We start from the raw sequence: 18,693 nt of genomic DNA, 5'->3' as shown, positions 1-18,693 counted from the left end.
GATCATACCTGAGAGATACATGGGTCGGGCTTTTTTTGGAGTGTTGTTCCAGCCAGTTATTTAAAATAATCCGCAACGCCTTCAGCGATGGCTTTAGCCGCTTTTTTCTGATAGGAGGCCTTGCGGACAATGGACTCGTCTGTAGGATTGGTAAGGAATCCAAGCTCAACCAAGGTAGCTGGAATCCGATTCTCCCTTAGGATGTGATAATCGCCAAAGGACAACCCGTTGCTTTTCAGACCGATGCCTTGCCCCAGCCGGGTTTCAATCGCCCGCGCCAGCTTCAAATCATCCGCTTCTGAATAAAAGAAGGTCAACGTTCCGGACACATTTTTAGGTGAAGAATTATAATGAACGCTTACAAAAGCATCAGCACGCAGGGCTTGGCTCATCTGAACACGACGAGTTAACGTCGGCTTCTGATCGTCTCGGGTGCGCGTCATCTCTACCCGTGCTCCTTTAGCAACAAGAGCATCGCGGACATAAAGTGCAGTATGCAGATTCAAATCTTTTTCCATGGTGTTATATGTAGTGCCAAGCATGCCCGGATCACTGCCGCCATGACCAGGATCGATGACGATCAGCTTTCCTCGTAGTCCGCCTTTATGCTGGACGGTGCTTATGCTGCTTATGCTGCTTGTACTGCTTGTACTGCTTGATGTGCTTCCACTTCGGATATACTGCTCTGCCACCCAACCAGTTTCACCGCTGACTGTGCGAATTCGAGCCCAGCCGTTCTGATGAAGAAGGAGAGTGACTGTATCCTTGGCTTTTAAAGAACCGAGCACCTTATAGTGAGTTCCTGGGCCACTTCGGATGCGCAGAGAATCAGCCGTGACTGTAGCCTTTGAAGTTCTACTAGAAGTATTGGCTGATGTTGACGAGGCAGTATTGGTTTTAGTAGCAATAGACGTTCCAGAAGCGCTGGATTGCAGGGAGTTGCTGTTCACCTTTTTTAGGTAATAACCCGCTACCCAGCCAGAGGTGCTCCCCGCCTTAACCATTAACCATCCGTGCTGCTCATCAGTCACAGTAACCCGAGCCCCATTCTTAATTGATCCTACAACAGTTGCATTCTTAGCCGGTTCATCGCGTACATTTAAAGAACTCGCATATACCTGTGCGGTATAACTTCCCGCTGCTGTCTTTGCTTCAGCAGACTGTGGCGCTGCTATACCCAAAAGGCAAGCTGTGAGCAGGGTGACACCTATCATTTTGTTCATAGTATCCTCGCTTTTTGAGAGTAGTCGTAATTCCTTACCCAATTTACGAGGTTTAGAATAATATTTTTTGAGAATATGGCCTCTTTTCTGGTGGTCTAAAGACTTGTATAATTATTACATATCGGGAAAGAGGATGAAGGAGCATTGCCGTGACTAAACCAAAGCTATTCATTGGATCTTCCAGGGAGTCTATACGTTATGCAAGAGCGATTCATGAGCAGCTGAAGAGGGATGCTGAAGTGCATCCTTGGTATGCCAACGCTTTTCGGGCGAATGAATACACTATGGAGGCGTTGGAGCGAAATTTGGATGAGAGCGATTTTGCCGTATTTGTGTTCTCGCCAGATGATGTTGCCAAAATCCGTGGTAAATATTATTATGTGACCCGCGATAATACGGGGTTTGAAATGGGTTTGTTTTGGGCTAGATTACGGCGCAGCCGTGTTTTTTGTCTAGTGCCTGATCAGGTAACTGCGCGTGATGATCTCATCCCTGGAGAAAATGTAGAAGAATATCATCTGCTATCTGATTTAGCGGGAATTACATCTTTAGAGTATGAAGTGCATCACGATAATCCTACGGCTGCTGTGGATGTGAGCTGTGGTAAGATTATTGATAGTATTCAAGAGCGTGGAAGATTCCGTGACCCGCTTAAAGATTTAGAGCAGCTAAAGATGGATTTAAGGCGCAAGGAAAGTATCCTTCATTTTTTTTGGCAATATAATAGTAATGTGACCATCTCCGAGAATGGAGATAAATATCACGCACTTAGTGAGGCGATACGCAATTCCTTTTTACCTCCGAAGCATTGTCGTGTAATCGGTGCAGCCATCTGGCAGGCACAAGAGAAGGAACAACTTGTTCAGGTGGGGGGGAATGTCGGACGCGGTCACTCCTATCCCTTGTCTGTAACGAAAGGGAATGAGAAGCAGCCTAGTGTGGTAGATGCATTTTTATCGAGTAAATGGACTTTTTTTCAACGCACGGAAGTTGCAGAGGTATATATCCTATGCTATCCTCTAGGTAAGAAGTATGTTCTTTCCGTTCATTTCTCAGGAAGTGATGGATTATCTGCAGATGATCTTAAGGCGGTAGTTGGGAATAATCAGGATTTATTCCGTACCATCAATCATTTAGTAGGAGAGGATTCAGCATGAAGAGAATAAAAGGTATTAACAGCTTATCCGATGCTGTTCTCCGATCTGCGAGTGGTGGGAGCAGGAGTGCAGGCGGCGATGACAAAAGCACCAAAAGAAAAGCGGGCTCGAGTCATTCTGCTCAGCAGCCAGCTTCAGCTCAGATTTATACTGCACCTTCTTTGGACGGCGGAGACGACGAATATAAGAAGCTTATCAGCGGAAAAGTAGATAATAATAAACCATCCTTTGCGTGATTTTTTTTATAAAAAGGGGGCCTCAGCCGTTGGCTTGAGGGCCCCTTTTTGGTATTCCATTCTAACGGCTGTTCTTCTTGGCGATCTCACGCCGTACTACAGGTGCAACCTCTGTTGCCAAAAGTTCAATGGCTTTGGCTACCTGAGCGTAAGGAAGGCCGCCGATATCGAGCTGAGTCATAAAGCGGCTATGACCGAACAGCTCATGCTGATAGAGAATTTTTTCGATAATTTGCTGCGGGCTGCCCACAGCCATCGTGTTATCAGCAGATACATATCGCCCAAAGTCATCACGAGACACCTTGTACTCTTGACCCGGTTTTGGACTGATAGAGTTACGGTAACTATAGTAGTAAGGGTAATATTCATCCAAAGCCTGCTGTGAGGTTTCAGCAATGTAACCGTGGCTAGTGATCGCAATCTTTAGATCCTCAGGTGGATGTCCTGCTTGAATTCCGGCACGCCGATAGGTTGCGGCAAGCTCTTGAAAAGGCTCTGGACTGCCGCTTAGGATGGCGATAGCCATTCCGGTCCCGAGCATCCCGGCCTTCTCCGCGCTTTCTGGAGAACCGCCTACACCAATCCAGAGCGGAAGATTCTCCTGTAATGGACGTGGAGCAATCTCCGAATTCTTCAGCGATGAACGGAAGGCGCCCTCCCAGTTCATAACTTCATGTTTGTTAAGCTCCAAGAGTAAATTGATGTTCTCGGAGAATAGACGGTGATAATCTTCAAGCTCATACCCGAAGAGCGGAAAAGACTCCACAAAAGCACCACGCCCCGCAATAATCTCTGCACGTCCATTCGACAGCAAATCAAGTGTGGCGAAATCCTCGAACACCCGTACAGGATCAATGGTGCTTAATACGGTTGTTGCGCTCGTTAGTTTAATTCTGTTAGTAACCTGAGAAATGGCAGCCAGCACCACTGGCACCGAAGAAATTACAAAATCAAGACGATGATGCTCACCTACACCAAATACATCAAGTCCCGCCTCATCTGCCAGCTTAGCTGCAGCTACAACTTCGTCGAGACGTTGTTTTGGACTGATCTTCTTCCCTGTATGACAATCCGCTACGATGTCTCCTAAGGTATAGATACCAAATTCAAAATCGGATGCTGGTGCTGCGGTTGCTTCGTTACTCATGCTCACAAACCCCTTGTTATTCATATATTTGCTAAAGCCTGTCCGTGTATGGAGGAATGTGATTATTATAACACAATGACTTACAAAATGTAAGTTTGTGAGTAAATGTTTTGATTTCTTCTGTTATTTTTGACAAAATGGAATAATAATCCATAAGGATTATTTCCTGCTCGTCCAATATTATTATATTTGATTTTAAGAAGCTATCCAAATGAGGCAGTTACTTATATGAGGAGGAGTTTGGTGGTGAGAGGAACAATATTGAAATCTTATCTTCGTACTGCGGTTATTGGTTTAGGGGTATTGCTTATGGTACCGGTACAAGCAGCTGCGGTTGATCCACACACCTCTTTTATAGGCTCGAATGGTGATGATTACTATGCAAACCTGCCTGCTGCGAAGGTTGAATGGTCAACAACAATGGATTTGCCAGCTTTGAAAGATGTGCCGTCGGATTATATCATGGGTAAGGGTGTTGTTGCAGTCGGAGCGGGCAAAGCTTTTATCCTTCAAAAGGGTCAGCTTTTAGCAATTAACGTCCAGACTGGAAAAGTAATGTGGAAATACGGCTCCAAATTAACAACGCCGCTGCTCTATCAGGATGGCGTGGCTTACGTCACTTCGGAGGCAGGTACGATCTATGCAGTTAACGCGGCTACGGGCAAAAATAAATGGAGCTCATCGGCAACCAGTAAAGGTGTCAGTAAATTGTTAATTGATAAAGAGCAGCTATTCGCTGCTAATGGCGATATTCAAGCCTACAATCTGAAAGATGGCAAGTTGCAGTGGCGCGATAATTTCAGCGAAATGCTGTTTGAACCATTTATGGTTGAGGGGAATCTGGTGCTAGCTCAAAACTCAGAGTCCGGAGCGTATACGTATGACATTTTACATGCGTTTGATCGAACAACAGGTAAAGAGCTTTGGAATAGTGGTAATCATAGTCTTCCGATTGCAGCAGAGGGGACTACGCTTATCTCACAACGGGAAGCTACATTGGTAGACCCTCTTCCTTTGACGACACTCGATCATTTGGATGTGAAGACAGGTAAGCTTGTAAAGGCTGTAGAGTATAACCCCGCTCATATAGATCCTAATCATCCGAAACCAGAAGAAGAATATATGACTAGCGGAGGCAGAGCCTGGATCATTGGGGACAGGATATATATTGGGGGACAAAAAGGAGTCTATGGCTACCCAGTAAATGTTGATCCAGCTGCCGTAACACGAGATAATTATTCGTATGAATCCATCGGAGCTAAGTTATCCTACGCGGCGGGTCCTTATGATGGAAGAATTCTTTTTAGTAACGAACAGAGCATCTATGGTGTTAAAATGTCTAATAAATCTGTGTTCCAGTACGGAGGAATCAGCAATCCGATTGCCCGCTTCGATCTGCTCGGACATGGCATGTATGTTGCCCAGACCGATGGGAAATTGGTTGCTATTGATCTAATTACCGCCAAACCTATCGTGCAGCTCAAAACATCAGGTAGAGTATTCGGCCCAACCTTGCTGGAGGATGGGATGATTATTGTGCAGAGTAAAGGGAAGTTAACTGCTTTCAAGGAGCCTCAGGCTCTGAAAATGAAATAACCGAATCTACAACGGCTCTCCGATAAACATCCGGCAGAGTCGTTTTTTAGTGGAATGATTCCACAATCCCAGTGCGAAAAATACAAATCTATTTTATGATAATAAGGTTATAGTATGAGTAGACTGTAAGTTAACGAAATTACATAGAAGGACCGAGGGATATTATGGAACAGCAAGCGGTTTGGGCGATAGGCATTTTTCTGCTGATTTATGGACTTATTATTTCCGAAAAGATTCACCGTACCATTCTGGCGATGTTAGGAGCTATCGTCATGATAGCGATGGGCATTGTGGATCAGGAGACGGCACTGCAGCACATCGATTTTAATACTATAGGATTGCTTGTAGGAATGATGATGATTGTAGGGATTACCGCTGACACGGGGCTCTTTAAATACGCAGCTGTGAAATCAGCTAAGTTGGCGAAGGGGAAGCCGAAGAGAATACTGATTGCTTTGTTTGTGATTACCGCAGTGGCTTCAGCCTTTTTGGATAATGTGACGACAGTGCTGCTTATGGTGCCAGTCACCTTCAGTATTACAAGACAACTGCGCATACATCCGCTGCCTTTTTTGATGTCACAAATTATCGCATCTAATGTAGGCGGAACGGCAACCTTGATCGGAGACCCGCCTAATATCATGATTGGCAGTGCGGTTAAGGAGCTGACCTTCATGGCTTTTATTAGCAATCTGACACCCGTGATTATCATCATTGTTTTGGCGTATATCCCGCTGCTGTTATTGATGTTCGGTAAACAAATTAAAACTACACCTGAACTGCAGCAGAGCATCATGGACATGGATGAGAAGGTTATGATTACGGATCATAAGCTGCTGCGAAAATGTTTGATCGTACTGGCAATTACGATTGCCGGGTTCTTTTTACATCAGGCGTTACATTTGGAGTCCGCTACGGTTGCACTGGCTGGTGCATTTTTACTGCTGCTGCTGACCGGAGGGGAACATATGCTGGAAAAAGCTTTTCACAGCGTAGAATGGATTACGATCTTCTTTTTTATCGGACTGTTCGTGTTGGTGTCAGGGCTTGTAGAGACAGGTGTGATTGCAGAGCTGGCAGCAAAAGCGATTGAAATAACGAATGGTGATGTGCTGATGAGCTCAATGATGATTTTATGGGTCAGCGCCATTACCTCGGCATTTCTGGATAATATCCCTTTTGTAGCAACTATGATCCCGCTGATTCAGGAGATGGGCAATATGGGGATCAGCAATTTGGAGCCGTTATGGTGGAGTTTGGCCTTAGGCGCTTGTCTGGGTGGCAATGGCACATTGATTGGTGCGAGTGCTAATTTGATCGTAGCAGGTTTGGCAGGAAAAGAGGGGTACCCGATTACATTCATGAAGTATTTGAAGGTCGGATTTCCTTTAATGCTGTTGTCCATTGTGATCTCCAGCGTGTATTTATATTTAAGATATCTGATGTAAGCAGCGTTGCTAAGAGCCGGGGGAGCGATATGCTTGAAGTGATATTTTGAAACGGTAGAAGTTGTGGAGGAAGTAGAAGGAGTAGTGGAAGTAGTGGAAGTAGAGGAAGTAGAGGAAGTAGTGGAAGTAGTGGAAGTAGTGGAAGTAGCGGAAGTTGAGGAAGTAGTGGAAGTAGATGCAGAAGTATAAGTAACAAGTGGAGGCAAAATGCAGATTTTGAAGTGGTAGACATAGGTTGGAGTAACGGTGGGAGCATATAAGTGTATTTTGTACAGTTATAACTCATCGAATAAATTGTCCCCAAAAAATAGCTGTATTCAGTACACTTATTTTCATGATTTCCTCAGCTAAAGGTGATTTTTCTGGATTTTAATTGTATAGAATACAGTTATATTCAGGACAATCCCTTTTTTATACGAAATAAGTGTACAGAATGCAACTAAATCAAAGATTGGGTTTAGATTCGGTAATTAAAATATACGGGAGGGGATGCGGAGGAGTTATTCCGAGGTTTACCCAAAGTCGACTTAACCCTACGCAATGCAGATAAACAAGCAGGCAGTGTTTCTCCAATATCTGGAGGCTCACTGCCTGCTTGTTTTTTACATTAGAAAGGGCTGTTTAAGGAGTATGGCTTCCAAAATACTGGTAAGTTCCTTTGGGATATTGATTCCACTCGCCCTCAAGTGAATACTGCTGTGATCCAGTGTATATACCAGATTTACGGACAATAGTTCCACCTGTGGAGAGGAATTGCTGAGTAGAGGTAGGGTCACCGAGAACATCCACGATTTGGCCGTTTTTCTTCAGTACTAATGCTGTAATATTATATGTTTTTGGATTATATAGACTCAGTTCATCATTGTAATAGGAGATATTCATTAAATCAAATGCGTCCCCAAAAGTAGAATCTATAAACATATACGGCATTGCTACAGGTACAGGGAATAATGGCCGGGAATAAACCTGTTTGGTTTGGGTGGCTTTCATAAATTGGTGGACTTCAAGGGTGTAACCTTCTGCTTTTCCTGCGGGATTACCATTTCCTATATAGTACAGCTCAACTGCGATTCTGCCGTCACCGCCGTCCAGATACTCTGAGAAGAATAGCTCGGAGGTACCCTGTGAAGCCACGCTTATAGATAATACAACCGCTTTGCCATCAAAACCTACTATCCATACCGTTCCTGGACTTGTAGGACCATTCCATATAGCTCCATTCAGAGTTGCAGGTCCGCTCAATGAACCTGTGCTTCTTTCTGTATACACTTTAAATTGACTCTGATTAGGAATCAGCTTGGAAATATCGAAGGAAATATTGGATACACCTTGCTTGGTGGTTATTGGCACAAAGCCGTTGTTTACAAGCTGGGCTGTAATCAAGGTGAAAGTTGAGGTAGCTGAACCTCCTTTATCATCCGTTGCTGTGAGGGTCACTAAACCACTAGCTGAACTATTAGCTGCCGGAGTTATCGTCAGAGTGTTGCCATTAAGGCTAAGTGTACCAGCATTTACGTTATCTATAGAAGCTGAATAAGTAAGCATGTCATTGTCGGGATCTTGAAAAAGCTGGGCCAGATCAAATGTACGTGGTGCAGTGATACCTGGTGTTAAGAGTTGAGTAGTGATTCCAGATATCGCAATTGGTGGCTGATTAGACGTTACAGTGAATGCAAAAGTAGCAGTGTTAACGCCACCTTGGCCGTCCATTGCTGTTATTGTAATCATGGCTGTGCCTGAATCGACCGGCACAAGGTTGAGATGATTCCCATTTACAGATACAGTGGCAACGCTAGCGTCAGAGGATGCAGCTGCGAATGTAAGCGGGTCGCCGTCCGGATCAATGAACACATTACTGATGTCGACGTTTTGGACACCACTTGTGATCAGAGCAGATATTGGATCAATATTATTTTGCACGACTGGTGCATGGTTCACCGGAGTAGGGCTAGGAGTCGCTACGGGAGTAGGTTCAGGAGTAGGCGCCGGAGTAGGCTCAGGAGTCGCCACCGGAGTAGGACTAGGAGTCGCGACTGGAGTAGGCTCAGGAGTCGTCACCGGAGTAGGGCTAGGAGTCGTCACCGGAGTAGGGCTAGGACTAGGAGTCGTCACCGGAGTAGGACTAGGAGTCGCTACGGGAGTAGGCTCAGGAGTCGTCACCGGAGTAGGACTAGGAGTCGGCGCCGGAGTAGGACTAGGAGTCGCGACTGGAGTAGGCTCAGGAGTCGTCACCGGAGTAGGACTAGGAGTCGCGACCGGAGTAGGACTAGGAGTCGCCACTGGAGTAGGACTAGGAGTCGCCACCGGAGTAGGGCTAGGAGTCGCCACCGGAGTAGGACTAGGAGTCGCTACGGGAGTAGGGCTCGGAGTCGTCACCGGAGTAGGGCTAGGAGTCGCTACGGGAGTAGGACTAGGAGTCGCTACGGGAGTAGGGCTCGGAGTCGGCGCCGGAGTAGGACTAGGAGTCGCGACTGGAGTAGGCTCAGGAGTCGGATCGCTCACGGCGTTAGCAGACGTGGACGAAGTATACACAGGAGCAACGGCTCCAGATGCATTTTGAACCTTTTGGATATTATCTTGAATGGCTGTGTAATTTGTTATGAAATGTGAAGGCAGACTGTTGCCAGGCAACTGCAGATTTTGAATAGACAAGGAGGGATCGATGGTGATCCTAGCGCCGCCTTCGACTATTTTTAAGGTTTGCAGGGGACCGCTGCCATGAATAGTAACTGGAGTTATAGAGTCCACAATGATCTGCCCAATTTGGCCCTGAAAAGTTATACTCGAAACGCCATTTTTAATCTTTAGATCACCGGTAACATTACCTTTAATAACAACATCATTTCCAGAAATATTGAGCAAAGAACCGGAGGGAAAGCCGGAGGTATTTAGTTGAACCCCTTTTTGTACAATTTCAAGCTCTTGCAAACCATCTACATGACGATTCAAGGAATTGAACTTAAGGACAGCTCCTCTTAAAGCATCATGGTTGCTATCACCCATTAATTCTTTGAGTGTACCTTCAATGAGGTAAGGCGTGCCATTGATCGTTATGAAATCTCCATCTATATTGTCGATCGTTGCAGTTTGTTGTTCTTCTTTAAAAATATTCAGCAGAAAAGAAGCCATATCCTGCCGCTGAACAGTACCTTTGGGGCTGAACATATCTTCGGGAGAGTCTATAAGTTTAAGACGTAGTGCGACATCAGTATACTCTTTTGCCCAATTGCTGATTGTGGATTCGTCATTAACCTTGTTGGCTTGTCCGCCTTGTGCTCCAGTTCCGCGGATGGCACGTACAAATATAACTGCAAGCTCTTCTCTAGTTACAGGTCTGGATGGATTAAAATTACCTGTAAGATCACCCTCCATAAATCCTGCCTTTTTAACAGCCTCAATAGCGGAGACACTCCAACTGGAATCAGATACGTCTCTAAAGGAAGAAGCGGAATTCACTGAGGAATCTAGCTTTAAGGTCTTCGCTAAAATGGCTGCCAGCTCTTGGCGAGTCATAGTCGCAGTGGGTCTGAATTGTCCATTGGGATCGCCTTTAAGCAATCCTAGACGAGCAGCCTCGAGGATTGCGGCACTTTTCGTCTGTTGTATTTCGGTTAAATCGGAGAACGGTGGAGTGATTTCAGCTGCAGATGCATAGAGAGTACCACCGAACAAGGTGTTAAGGGCAACAAGTGTTGCTCCCCATTTTAATGATATGCTTTTCAAGCAAAAGCCCCTTCCTTAGAACCAATTTGTCATAAGCTTACTTCATTATATCGACGCAAAAGCAAAGTTTTTTAATACTTTCATCCTACTGAAAGTGATTAAATTCATTGCTTTTCTAACTTATGAACTAGAAATAACTCCACTTCTATTCCATAAAAGGGCTTGTTTTTTGTTGACAGCTTATAAAATCGATGATATTTTAAATATTATAATTCCAATTGATTTACTTTGAATAATGATTGCCGACTGTTCCTACAGAGGTATTGCGAATGTTAAAAACGCAATGCCTCTGTTTTTTTGTCCATACAGATTAAAGGAGGGGTCAAGGTGGGAGAAGCGTTGCTGTCTATTTCGAACCTAAATAAACGTTTTGAGTCTGCCGGTGGTCATGTTCAAGCACTCCATAATGTAGATCTCCATGTACAGGAGGGCGAATTTATTACAGTCATCGGCCCCAGCGGCTGTGGAAAAAGTACACTATTACGCATCGTAGCCGGTCTGGATAGCGGGTACACTGGCAGTGTCACCCTGGAAGGGGCGGAGATTGGGGGTCCTGGGATCGATAAGGGTTTTATTTTTCAGGAGCATCGCCTCTTTCCCTGGCTTACCGTTGAGAAGAATATTGCCTCTGATTTACCGCTAGGGAACAAGGAGGTTAGGCGGAAGGTCGATGAATTGATTGATCTGGTGAAGTTAAATGGATTTGAGAAATCTTATCCCCGCGAGTTGTCGGGAGGGATGGCCCAGCGGGTGGCAATAGCTCGTGCACTTCTGCGCAATCCGAAAATACTGCTGCTGGACGAACCGTTTGGTGCACTGGATGCATTCACTCGGGCTCATATGCAGACGGTATTGCTGGACATTTGGCGGGCTAACCAAACAACCATGATTTTTGTGACACATGATATTGATGAGGCTGTGTTCTTGGGGAATCGGGTAGTGATTCTAGAGCCGCGTCCCGGGAAAATACGTAAAATTGTACCGATAGATTTACCGTATCCACGGAAAAAAACAACGACCTCCTTTCAAGAGCTGCGTTTGAAGGTGTTGAATTATTTTGAAAAGGTAGATGAGCTAGAGCTTACAGACGGAGCCGGAATATAAAATAGGTCGACCATACCCATGGAGACTTTCGAAGGCATTACATTCGAGGGTCTCTTTCCGTTTATTTAAAGTGATTGTAAAGCTGAAAAAAGGTGGGTTCAAAGTATGACAAATCGGGCTGTAGTCATAAGAACTTCCGGAAGACCCGGAAAGGTGGCAACACTAGGACTTGGTCTTTTGCTGCCGGGCAGTGTGCTAATTCTGTGGCAGACGCTCGGGCATTATGGAATGATCTCGGAGATGCTGTTCCCTACGCCGTATACGATTGCGGAATCTTTTGTAACTTTAGCGGCTTCAGGCGATCTGTGGCCGAACTTTAGAATCAGCTTGGTCAGAGCCTTTTCTGGATTCCTGCTAGGTGGTGGACTGGGTCTGCTGTTAGGACTTCTCGTAGGCCTGTTCCGCAGATCGGAGAAGCTGTTAGATCCTTCCCTGCAAATGATCCGCATGATTCCCAGTCTGGCGGTAGTACCGCTGTTCATTTTATGGTTCGGGATCGGTGAGGAGTCGAAGGTGCTATTGATTGCTAAGGGAGCTTTTTTCCCACTTTATATCAATACGTTCATGGGAATTCGCGGCGTGGATAACAAGCTGTTCGAAGTTTCCCGGGTACTTGGCTTCAGCCGATTGAAGCAGATTGGCAGGTTAGTACTTCCAGCAGCGCTGCCGAACATTATTCTTGGAGTGCGTCTCTCTCTAGGGCTTTCTTGGCTGGGGTTAGTAGTGGCAGAGCTTATTGCATCTACCTCAGGCATTGGATACATGATGTCCGACGCGCGTCAATTCGCGGACACACCAGTGGTGTTCGTGGGAATTATTATTTTTGCCGTAGCTGGATTGTTGAGTGATTCCATTGTTCGTTACATTGAACGACGGTTGTTGAGATGGCAAGACAGTTATCGCGGATAACCTTGAACGCTCATTAAACAAAAGGGGGATGCACCATGAGCGATGGAGTAGAAGCTATTATCAAAAATACTAAAAGAGCCAGAGAAACGCTGGATAGCAGCGGCACAGCTCCTTTATCCAAGAAGACACCGAAGAAACCTGCAATACAAGTTGCATGGAAAACCCTGCTCTCTGATTGGGGAATGGGTGCAATTATCCCGGTGGTGACGTTAGTCCTTTGGCAGCTGGCAGGGAGTACGGGGCTGGTCTCCGCAACCTTTTTGCCGACTCCGCTTTCGATTGCAAGAGCTTTTACCGACTTGTTGGTTACTGGAGAGTTAACTCATCATCTGGGTGTCAGCATGGGTAGGGCGGGCATCGGATTTCTTATTGGAGGTGTGTTGGGTCTTCTATTCGGCGTACTGACTGGCTTGTTTCGCAGTGTAGAATATGTGCTCGATCCTAGCGTACAAGTGCTTAGGCTTGTTCCCCATTTAGCTATAGCGCCGCTCATTATTCTCTGGTTCGGGTTTGGAGAGATGTCAAAAGTTGTGATCATTATGACAGGCTCATTTTTTCCGCTCTATATTAATACGTTTATGGGCATCCGCAATGTGGACAATAAATTGTTCGAAGTAGCTCGTGTATTGGGATTCAGTCCATATCAGAAGCTGCGCAGGCTTATACTCCCGGCGGCGCTGCCCGGAATTTTGTTAGGGCTAAGATTGTCGCTGGCTGTAGCTTGGATTGGTTTGGTTGTAGCAGAGCTTATTGGATCACAGTCAGGTATTGGTTTTCTTATCAATGAGGCGAAGCAGAACTCTAATACGGAGGTTGTATTCGTAGGCATTATTATTTTCGCAATTGTCGGTAAGCTGATCGATTCCTTGTTCCGGATTATTGAACGAAAGTTCCTGTTCTGGCGCGATAGTTACGAAGGCTAAACAAACTGAGGAGGTCTTGAACATATGAGTGGATCGGTGAAAAAAGGATCGGTGAATTTGGTGGCAGACGTGCTCGTTATCGGAGGAGGTCCGGCAGGAACGTGGGCAGCCCTTACTGCATCAGCGAAGGGGGCCAAAGTAATCCTTGCAGATAAAGGGTACTGCGGTTCAAGTGGGGCAACGGCACCGTCGGGAACGGGAGTCTGGTATGTGAAGCCGGATGAGAAGCTCCGGAAAGAGGCAAAAGCAAGTCGTTATGCGCTTGGCGGGCAGCTGGCTGAATCTCGCTGGATGGACCGGGTGCTGGATCAAACCTATGCCAATATGAACAAGCTGGGTGTTTCCGGTTATCCATTCCCTGTAGATGAGCAGGGCAATCAATTCCGAAGAAGTCTGCAAGGACCGGAATATATGAAATTAATGCGTAGGCTGGTGAAAAAGGCAGGCGTTAAAATTCTAGATCACAGCCCAGCCTTGGAACTCCTGGCAGATGAGCATGGCGTAGCTGGAGCGGCTGGAGTTCATACCCAGAGTGGAGAAACCTGGACTGTTCAGGCAGGAGCAGTCGTTATTGCTACCGGAGGCTGCGCCTTCCTAAGCAAGGCACTTGGCTGCAACGTGTTGACCGGAGATGGTTATCTCTTCGCTGCTGAGGCTGGGGCGAATCTGTCCGGCATGGAATTCTCCAATGCCTATGCGATCTGCCCTACGTTCTCTTCGGTGACCAAGACGGCGTATTACAGCTATGCCAGCTTTTATTATGAGGATGGAAGCATTGTGGAGGGAGCCGGTTCCAAGAAAGGCCGTTCTGTAATTGCCCGGAATCTGTTGGCAGGTAATCAGGTGTACGCCAAGCTGGATGGGGCACCAGAGGATTTAAGACCGCTGCTGCGGGTGGCGCAGACGAACTTTTTCCTTCCTTTTGACCGCCAGGGAATTGATCCGTTCAAGGATGCGTTTCCGGTTACTTTGCGGCTCGAAGGCACGGTTCGGGGGACGGGTGGCATCCATATTACAGATGAAAGCTGCGGCACAGGTGTTCCCGGACTTTACGCGGCAGGAGATGCTGCTACCCGCGAGCTGATTTGCGGAGGTTTTACTGGCGGTGGCAGCCATAATGCGGCGTGGGCGATGTCTTCAGGTTCTTTTGCTGGTGAAGGAGCTGCTGTCTATGCACAGAGTCTGGGGTCGCACGCTGCGCAGCGTAGTCCAGTCGGCTTATCATCATCACCACTGGTGCATCAGGAAGTGAAGCCGGGAGTGGCAGCCCAAACAGCAGAGTATGTGTCTGCTGTACAGGCTGAGGTGAAGCCGTATGATATCAATTTGTTCCGGACAGAACAAGGGCTGACGTCTGCACTAGATCGTCTGGATGGATTGTGGAAAGAGCAACGAAGCTGCGAAATTCAGCGTACGCCAGAAGGGGTCAAGGCACGGGAAGCCGAAGCCATGACCGCAACAGCCCGCTGGATGTACAATTCTGCACTTGCTCGTACAGAGACGAGAGGCATGCATAAGCGTGAGGATTTCAAGGCTACAGATCATGGCCAGCATCACCGCTTGATCAGTGGCGGATTAGATCAGGTATGGGTGAAGACGGAAGCCGTGGCTAAGGAGGGTGTTCTATCGTGATTGAGGTGATCAGTGCTGCCAGATGTGTAGAGTGCAACCAATGTGTATCTGTCTGCCCGACTAATGTTTTCGAACGGGTAGAGGATGGCATTCCTGTTATTGCCCGGCAGAGTGATTGCCAGACTTGCTTTATGTGTGAGCTGTATTGTCCTGTCGATGCTCTCTACGTTGCACCAGACTCTGAGAATATTATTGGTGTGACAGAAGCGGAACTTCAGGAGCAGAAACTACTTGGCGGTTATCGTGAAAAAGTAGGCTGGGGTAAGGGCAGGCAGCCGGTGGCAAGCCATGACTTTATGTATAAATTGGCGTCGAGGGCAGGGTTCTGAGCTGGATCAAGATTTAAATAAATAGCATAAACCTAGGGGGAGAAACAATGAAACAAGCGTACAGAGAGATTCAAGGGAAACGTTCTAGGAAGATTCGGTTTGCACTTTTAACTACAATTATGATGGCCATGCTGGTGCTTCAGGCTTGCGGAAATAATACGGGCGGCAATGGAGCATCTGCCTCCGGGGGATCAAATACGGAGAAGGCGGGAGAAGGGGCCACGAGCACGAGCAATGTTCCAGCGGTATTGAACTTTGGGTTTATCGGTTCCAACAAATTGAATGTGCCCGGCGGTGCAGAGGGTTGGGGCTTTTATAAAGGGATTATTCAAGAAGAGTTGAAGAAATACGGCATTACTGAAGTGAAGCTTACTGGCTTTCCAAACGGTCCGGATCAGACAGAATCCTTGATTAGTGGTCGGCTGGATATCGGCAGCCTTGGAGATACACCTGCTATTATTGCCTACGCTTCTGGAGCCAAGACCCGTCTGATTTCACAATCTTCCGCGAACACGATTGGTTATTTGATCGGCAAGAAGGATGGGCCCAAGACGGTGAAAGATCTGCAAGGTAAAACTATCGCGATTCAAAAAGGCTCCTTCATGCACCGTTATGTAGTTGGATTACTACAGGAAGAAGGCGTGACCGACTACAAACTCGTGCATATGCTCATTCCTGATGCTACTGCAGCTTTAGCCCGTGGAGATGTAGATGCTACAACAAATCTAGGTGTTCCTGCGCTGAAGCTGATTGACCAAGGTTACACTCACTTGGATGATGCCTCGAAGCACCCGAACCTGCTTGGTTCTAGCGCAACAGTTGTGTCTGAGGATTATCTGGCGAAATTCCCTGATTTTCCGAAGGTATGGAACGAAGCTAGAGAGAAAGCCTTGGCAGACTTGAAGCAGCATGAAGATGAGTATTATCAATTTCTGGCTGAAATCGGAGATACAACGCCTGAGCTGGCGAAGCAAGTGAATCCGATTAGTGATATCAAGGATACTGCGTTCACTGATGAAGGAACAAAGCTGCTGGACGGTACCAAAAACTTCCTCGTCGAAGAGAAGTTAGCGAAAAAAGACTTCAATATTAGCGATTGGCAGCTGAAATAAGTTGCTTAAAGGTTGCTTTAATTGAACTTAAGATTCTTCTGTAAAGGTAATTGAGTGACTGCGGTGAATGTTTGGACTTTCGGCCGCCTCTCCGCCACTCCTCCCTTTAGTGATTTTTAAGTTCAACTAACTCAGCTAATGGTGTAGGAGGAAAAAATATGTCGCAGCTTAAGAAGGAAATGACAGTGGATGTCCTCGTGCTTGGCGGAGGTCCTGCTGGGGCGTGGTCGGCATGGAGTGCAGCCTCGCAAGGTGCAAAGGTAGTCCTGGCGGATAAGGGCTACTTGGGCACTAGTGGCGCAACTGCACCGGGAGGAACAACGTTGCTAGTTATTCCTCCCATTGCCGAGCTGCGGGAGCAGGCAGTGCAGGCCAGACTTAAGGCCGGCGGATATTTATCGGAGAATGCTTGGATTCACCGGGTGCTGGATCAGGTAGAGCAGAACTTGGCTCAAGTGGAGCAGTGGGGGTATCCGTTTCCGAAGGATGAAGAAGGAAACTCACTGCGTACCCATCTCCATGGACCAGAATATATGCGGATTATGCGAAAAGTTGTGCGCAAAGCAGGGGTCACAATTCTTGATCAGTCACCAGCGCTGGAACTTCTTCACGATGAACACGGTGTTGGTGGAGCGCGTGGGATCAACCGCCTGACAGGAGAGTCTTGGGAAGTGAAGGCAAATGCCGTTGTGATGGCTACCGGCGGCTGTGCTTTTCTCAGCAAAGGTCTTGGTTGCAACGTGCTGACAGGGGAGGGATTGTTGATGTCCGCAGAGGTGGGAGCTGATCTCTCGGGCATGGAATTCAGCCGCCAATATGCGCCAAGCTTTGCGGACGGAACCGTAACACGTGGACGCATGCTGGCTTGGGCCACTCTCTATGACGCGGACGGTCATCCGTTGCATAGAGGGGATCGGACCTTTGGCAGCATTCCTGAGCTGATGCTGAAGGGTCCGGTTTACGCTTCGCTGGATCTGGCAGACACCGCGGAGAAACAGGATTTCCTGCGCAAAGCGCATCCGATTTTCTTTATGCCGCTGGAGCGGGCGGGAATTGATGCGTTTAAGCAGAAATTCCCGCTCACCCTGCGCTATGAGGGCACGATGCGCGGCACTGGGGGTCTGCGCTTGAGCGGCACGGATTGCCAGACGACCGTGCCCGGACTCTATGCGGCCGGTGATGCCGCATCTCGCGAGAAAGTGACCGGCGCCATCTCCGGCGGCGGGGCTTATAACGCTTCCTGGGCCATGTGCAGCGGAAGCTGGGCTGGACAGGGAGCCGCGCAGCATGCGCTGTCCTGCCGAGGACAGGCGAACAGCCGCAAGCTGACCGCAGCGGGACGCTACGGGCTGGCGGCTGGCGCCGATGCCTCGGAAACGCTGGAGGTGAAGCCGCTAATCGCGGCAATCCAGCGTGAAATCTTGCCGCTGCAGATCAATTATTTCCGCAGCGAGCCGGGCATTTCTTCAGCCTTGAAGCGGCTGAATGCCTTGATGCCCTATTTGAACGGGCAGGCTCCTGCCAGCGTTCAGGGCATCGTGCAATCACGTGAAGCCGCGGCTATGCTCGCGGTCGGCAGGTGGATGTACACCGCGGCACTCGCCCGGAAAGAGACCCGCGGACTGCAAAAGCTAGCGGAATATCCGGAGCTTGATCCGCGCCAGACTCACCGGCTGATCTTATCCGGTATTCAACATATAAGCGTCAGTACAGAGGCTGTGCCCCATGCTCATGAACTGAATGCGCTGAAGGAGGGGCAAGCGATATGATCGAATTAATCAGCTTGGAGCGTTGTGTTGGTTGTAAGCTGTGTACGAAAGTATGTCCGACGAACGTATTCGAAATGCAGGGGAAGATTCCGGTCATTGCCCGTCAGGAAGATTGCCAGACCTGTTTCATGTGTGAAGCTTATTGTCCTGTAGATGCTTTATACGTGGCACCACAGGCGGATCAGCTGATCGGTGTAAATGAGGAGGCGCTGATTCAGTCAGGTGTGTTGGGAAGCTGGCGTGCTGAAATCGGCTGGGGACCTGGTGCGAATGGTTCGATGGCGGAGAGGGACACGACTCCTTATTTTGAAGTGTTTACCGAGCAGTACCGAACATGATTAAGCAGATGCTTAAACCCAAAAAATCCGCCCGAAAGCTGGGCGGA

At 47.5% G+C, this 18,693-nt stretch carries 16 protein-coding genes; 13 read left to right on the top strand and 3 right to left on the bottom strand.

Translation table 11 applies throughout. The annotated features are described in order from the left end of the window. Nucleotides 1–56: 56 nt before the first annotated feature. A complete protein-coding gene (locus MHI15_RS10405; RefSeq protein ID WP_341164392.1) occupies nucleotides 57–1,223 on the bottom strand; it encodes an N-acetylmuramoyl-L-alanine amidase in 1,167 nt (388 codons plus the stop codon). A gap of 149 nt (nucleotides 1,224–1,372) precedes the next feature. On the opposite strand from MHI15_RS10405, the gene MHI15_RS10400 reads away from it, so the two are divergent. Continuing rightward, nucleotides 1,373–2,380: a TIR domain-containing protein gene (locus tag MHI15_RS10400; RefSeq protein ID WP_175617364.1), complete on the top strand. Its 1,008-nt coding sequence runs from the start codon at nucleotides 1,373–1,375 to the stop codon at nucleotides 2,378–2,380. Beyond that, on the top strand, nucleotides 2,377–2,616 hold the full coding sequence (locus MHI15_RS10395; protein ID WP_036680302.1) for a hypothetical protein: 240 nt from the start codon (nucleotides 2,377–2,379) through the stop codon (nucleotides 2,614–2,616). The genes MHI15_RS10400 and MHI15_RS10395 overlap by 4 nt, the downstream gene beginning before the upstream one ends. 61 nt (nucleotides 2,617–2,677) lie before the next feature. On the opposite strand, the gene MHI15_RS10390 is transcribed toward MHI15_RS10395, so the two are convergent. After that, the gene (locus MHI15_RS10390) at nucleotides 2,678–3,763 is read right to left on the bottom strand and encodes an LLM class flavin-dependent oxidoreductase (RefSeq protein WP_076128762.1); all 1,086 of its coding nucleotides are present in this window, start codon (nucleotides 3,761–3,763) and stop codon (nucleotides 2,678–2,680) included. 246 nt (nucleotides 3,764–4,009) lie between these two features. On the opposite strand from MHI15_RS10390, the gene MHI15_RS10385 reads away from it, so the two are divergent. The 3 genes from MHI15_RS10385 to MHI15_RS10375 all read left to right on the top strand — a co-directional run bounded on the left by MHI15_RS10385 (nucleotide 4,010) and on the right by MHI15_RS10375 (nucleotide 6,996). Further along, nucleotides 4,010–5,359 (top strand): outer membrane protein assembly factor BamB family protein, encoded by a 1,350-nt coding sequence (locus tag MHI15_RS10385; protein WP_341164391.1) that lies wholly within the window; start codon nucleotides 4,010–4,012, stop codon nucleotides 5,357–5,359. A gap of 164 nt (nucleotides 5,360–5,523) precedes the next feature. After that, a complete protein-coding gene (locus MHI15_RS10380; RefSeq protein ID WP_076128758.1) occupies nucleotides 5,524–6,807 on the top strand; it encodes an ArsB/NhaD family transporter in 1,284 nt (427 codons plus the stop codon). Between the two features lie 63 nt (nucleotides 6,808–6,870). Beyond that, complete coding sequence (locus MHI15_RS10375) at nucleotides 6,871–6,996, top strand: hypothetical protein (protein ID WP_341164390.1); 126 nt, start codon at nucleotides 6,871–6,873, stop codon at nucleotides 6,994–6,996. A gap of 432 nt (nucleotides 6,997–7,428) precedes the next feature. Here MHI15_RS10375 and MHI15_RS10370 read toward each other — a convergent pair whose 3' ends face one another. Then, nucleotides 7,429–10,530 carry an S-layer homology domain-containing protein gene (locus MHI15_RS10370; RefSeq protein WP_341164389.1) on the bottom strand — a complete coding sequence of 1,034 codons (3,102 nt, stop codon included), beginning with the start codon at nucleotides 10,528–10,530 and terminating at the stop codon, nucleotides 7,429–7,431. A gap of 327 nt (nucleotides 10,531–10,857) precedes the next feature. Between MHI15_RS10370 and MHI15_RS10365 the strand changes: the two genes are divergently transcribed. The 8 genes from MHI15_RS10365 (at nucleotide 10,858) to MHI15_RS10330 (ending at nucleotide 18,646) form a co-directional block, all read left to right on the top strand. Further along, nucleotides 10,858–11,634 carry an ABC transporter ATP-binding protein gene (locus tag MHI15_RS10365; RefSeq protein ID WP_036680296.1) on the top strand — a complete coding sequence of 259 codons (777 nt, stop codon included), beginning with the start codon at nucleotides 10,858–10,860 and terminating at the stop codon, nucleotides 11,632–11,634. 105 nt (nucleotides 11,635–11,739) lie between these two features. Beyond that, nucleotides 11,740–12,543 (top strand): ABC transporter permease, encoded by an 804-nt coding sequence (locus MHI15_RS10360; protein ID WP_076128755.1) that lies wholly within the window; start codon nucleotides 11,740–11,742, stop codon nucleotides 12,541–12,543. Nucleotides 12,544–12,578: 35 nt separating this feature from the next. Continuing rightward, nucleotides 12,579–13,466 carry an ABC transporter permease gene (locus tag MHI15_RS10355; protein WP_339188546.1) on the top strand — a complete coding sequence of 296 codons (888 nt, stop codon included), beginning with the start codon at nucleotides 12,579–12,581 and terminating at the stop codon, nucleotides 13,464–13,466. A 24-nt stretch (nucleotides 13,467–13,490) separates the two neighbouring features. Beyond that, nucleotides 13,491–15,098, top strand: coding sequence for an FAD-binding protein (locus tag MHI15_RS10350; protein WP_341164388.1), 1,608 nt, complete (start codon nucleotides 13,491–13,493; stop codon nucleotides 15,096–15,098). Further along, nucleotides 15,095–15,427 carry a 4Fe-4S dicluster domain-containing protein gene (locus MHI15_RS10345; protein WP_076307272.1) on the top strand — a complete coding sequence of 111 codons (333 nt, stop codon included), beginning with the start codon at nucleotides 15,095–15,097 and terminating at the stop codon, nucleotides 15,425–15,427. The genes MHI15_RS10350 and MHI15_RS10345 overlap by 4 nt, the downstream gene beginning before the upstream one ends. 47 nt (nucleotides 15,428–15,474) lie before the next feature. Then, complete coding sequence (locus MHI15_RS10340) at nucleotides 15,475–16,539, top strand: ABC transporter substrate-binding protein (protein ID WP_076282670.1); 1,065 nt, start codon at nucleotides 15,475–15,477, stop codon at nucleotides 16,537–16,539. 158 nt (nucleotides 16,540–16,697) lie between these two features. Continuing rightward, nucleotides 16,698–18,308 carry an FAD-binding protein gene (locus tag MHI15_RS10335; protein ID WP_076099943.1) on the top strand — a complete coding sequence of 537 codons (1,611 nt, stop codon included), beginning with the start codon at nucleotides 16,698–16,700 and terminating at the stop codon, nucleotides 18,306–18,308. Beyond that, a complete protein-coding gene (locus MHI15_RS10330; RefSeq protein ID WP_076099941.1) occupies nucleotides 18,305–18,646 on the top strand; it encodes a 4Fe-4S binding protein in 342 nt (113 codons plus the stop codon). The genes MHI15_RS10335 and MHI15_RS10330 overlap by 4 nt, the downstream gene beginning before the upstream one ends. Nucleotides 18,647–18,693 lie beyond the last annotated feature (47 nt).

This window comes from Paenibacillus sp. FSL H7-0918 (assembly GCF_038007025.1).
Lineage (GTDB): Bacteria > Bacillota > Bacilli > Paenibacillales > Paenibacillaceae > Paenibacillus_AQ > Paenibacillus_AQ odorifer.
The sequence above is the reverse complement of the archived record's forward strand: the minus strand, read 5'-3'. Positions and strand labels throughout refer to the sequence as shown.

Excerpts from the sequence above, each read along its gene's own strand:
- MHI15_RS10405 (WP_341164392.1), bottom strand. The coding sequence starts at position 1,223 with ATGAACAAAATGATAGGTGTCACCCTGCTCACAGCTTGCCTTTTGGGT.
- MHI15_RS10395 (WP_036680302.1), top strand. The coding sequence starts at position 2,377 with ATGAAGAGAATAAAAGGTATTAACAGCTTATCCGATGCTGTTCTCCGA.
- MHI15_RS10390 (WP_076128762.1), bottom strand. The coding sequence starts at position 3,763 with ATGAGTAACGAAGCAACCGCAGCACCAGCATCCGATTTTGAATTTGGT.
- MHI15_RS10380 (WP_076128758.1), top strand. The coding sequence starts at position 5,524 with ATGGAACAGCAAGCGGTTTGGGCGATAGGCATTTTTCTGCTGATTTAT.
- MHI15_RS10360 (WP_076128755.1), top strand. The coding sequence starts at position 11,740 with ATGACAAATCGGGCTGTAGTCATAAGAACTTCCGGAAGACCCGGAAAG.
- MHI15_RS10355 (WP_339188546.1), top strand. The coding sequence starts at position 12,579 with ATGAGCGATGGAGTAGAAGCTATTATCAAAAATACTAAAAGAGCCAGA.
- MHI15_RS10350 (WP_341164388.1), top strand. The coding sequence starts at position 13,491 with ATGAGTGGATCGGTGAAAAAAGGATCGGTGAATTTGGTGGCAGACGTG.
- MHI15_RS10340 (WP_076282670.1), top strand. The coding sequence starts at position 15,475 with ATGAAACAAGCGTACAGAGAGATTCAAGGGAAACGTTCTAGGAAGATT.
- MHI15_RS10335 (WP_076099943.1), top strand. The coding sequence starts at position 16,698 with ATGTCGCAGCTTAAGAAGGAAATGACAGTGGATGTCCTCGTGCTTGGC.
- MHI15_RS10330 (WP_076099941.1), top strand. The coding sequence starts at position 18,305 with ATGATCGAATTAATCAGCTTGGAGCGTTGTGTTGGTTGTAAGCTGTGT.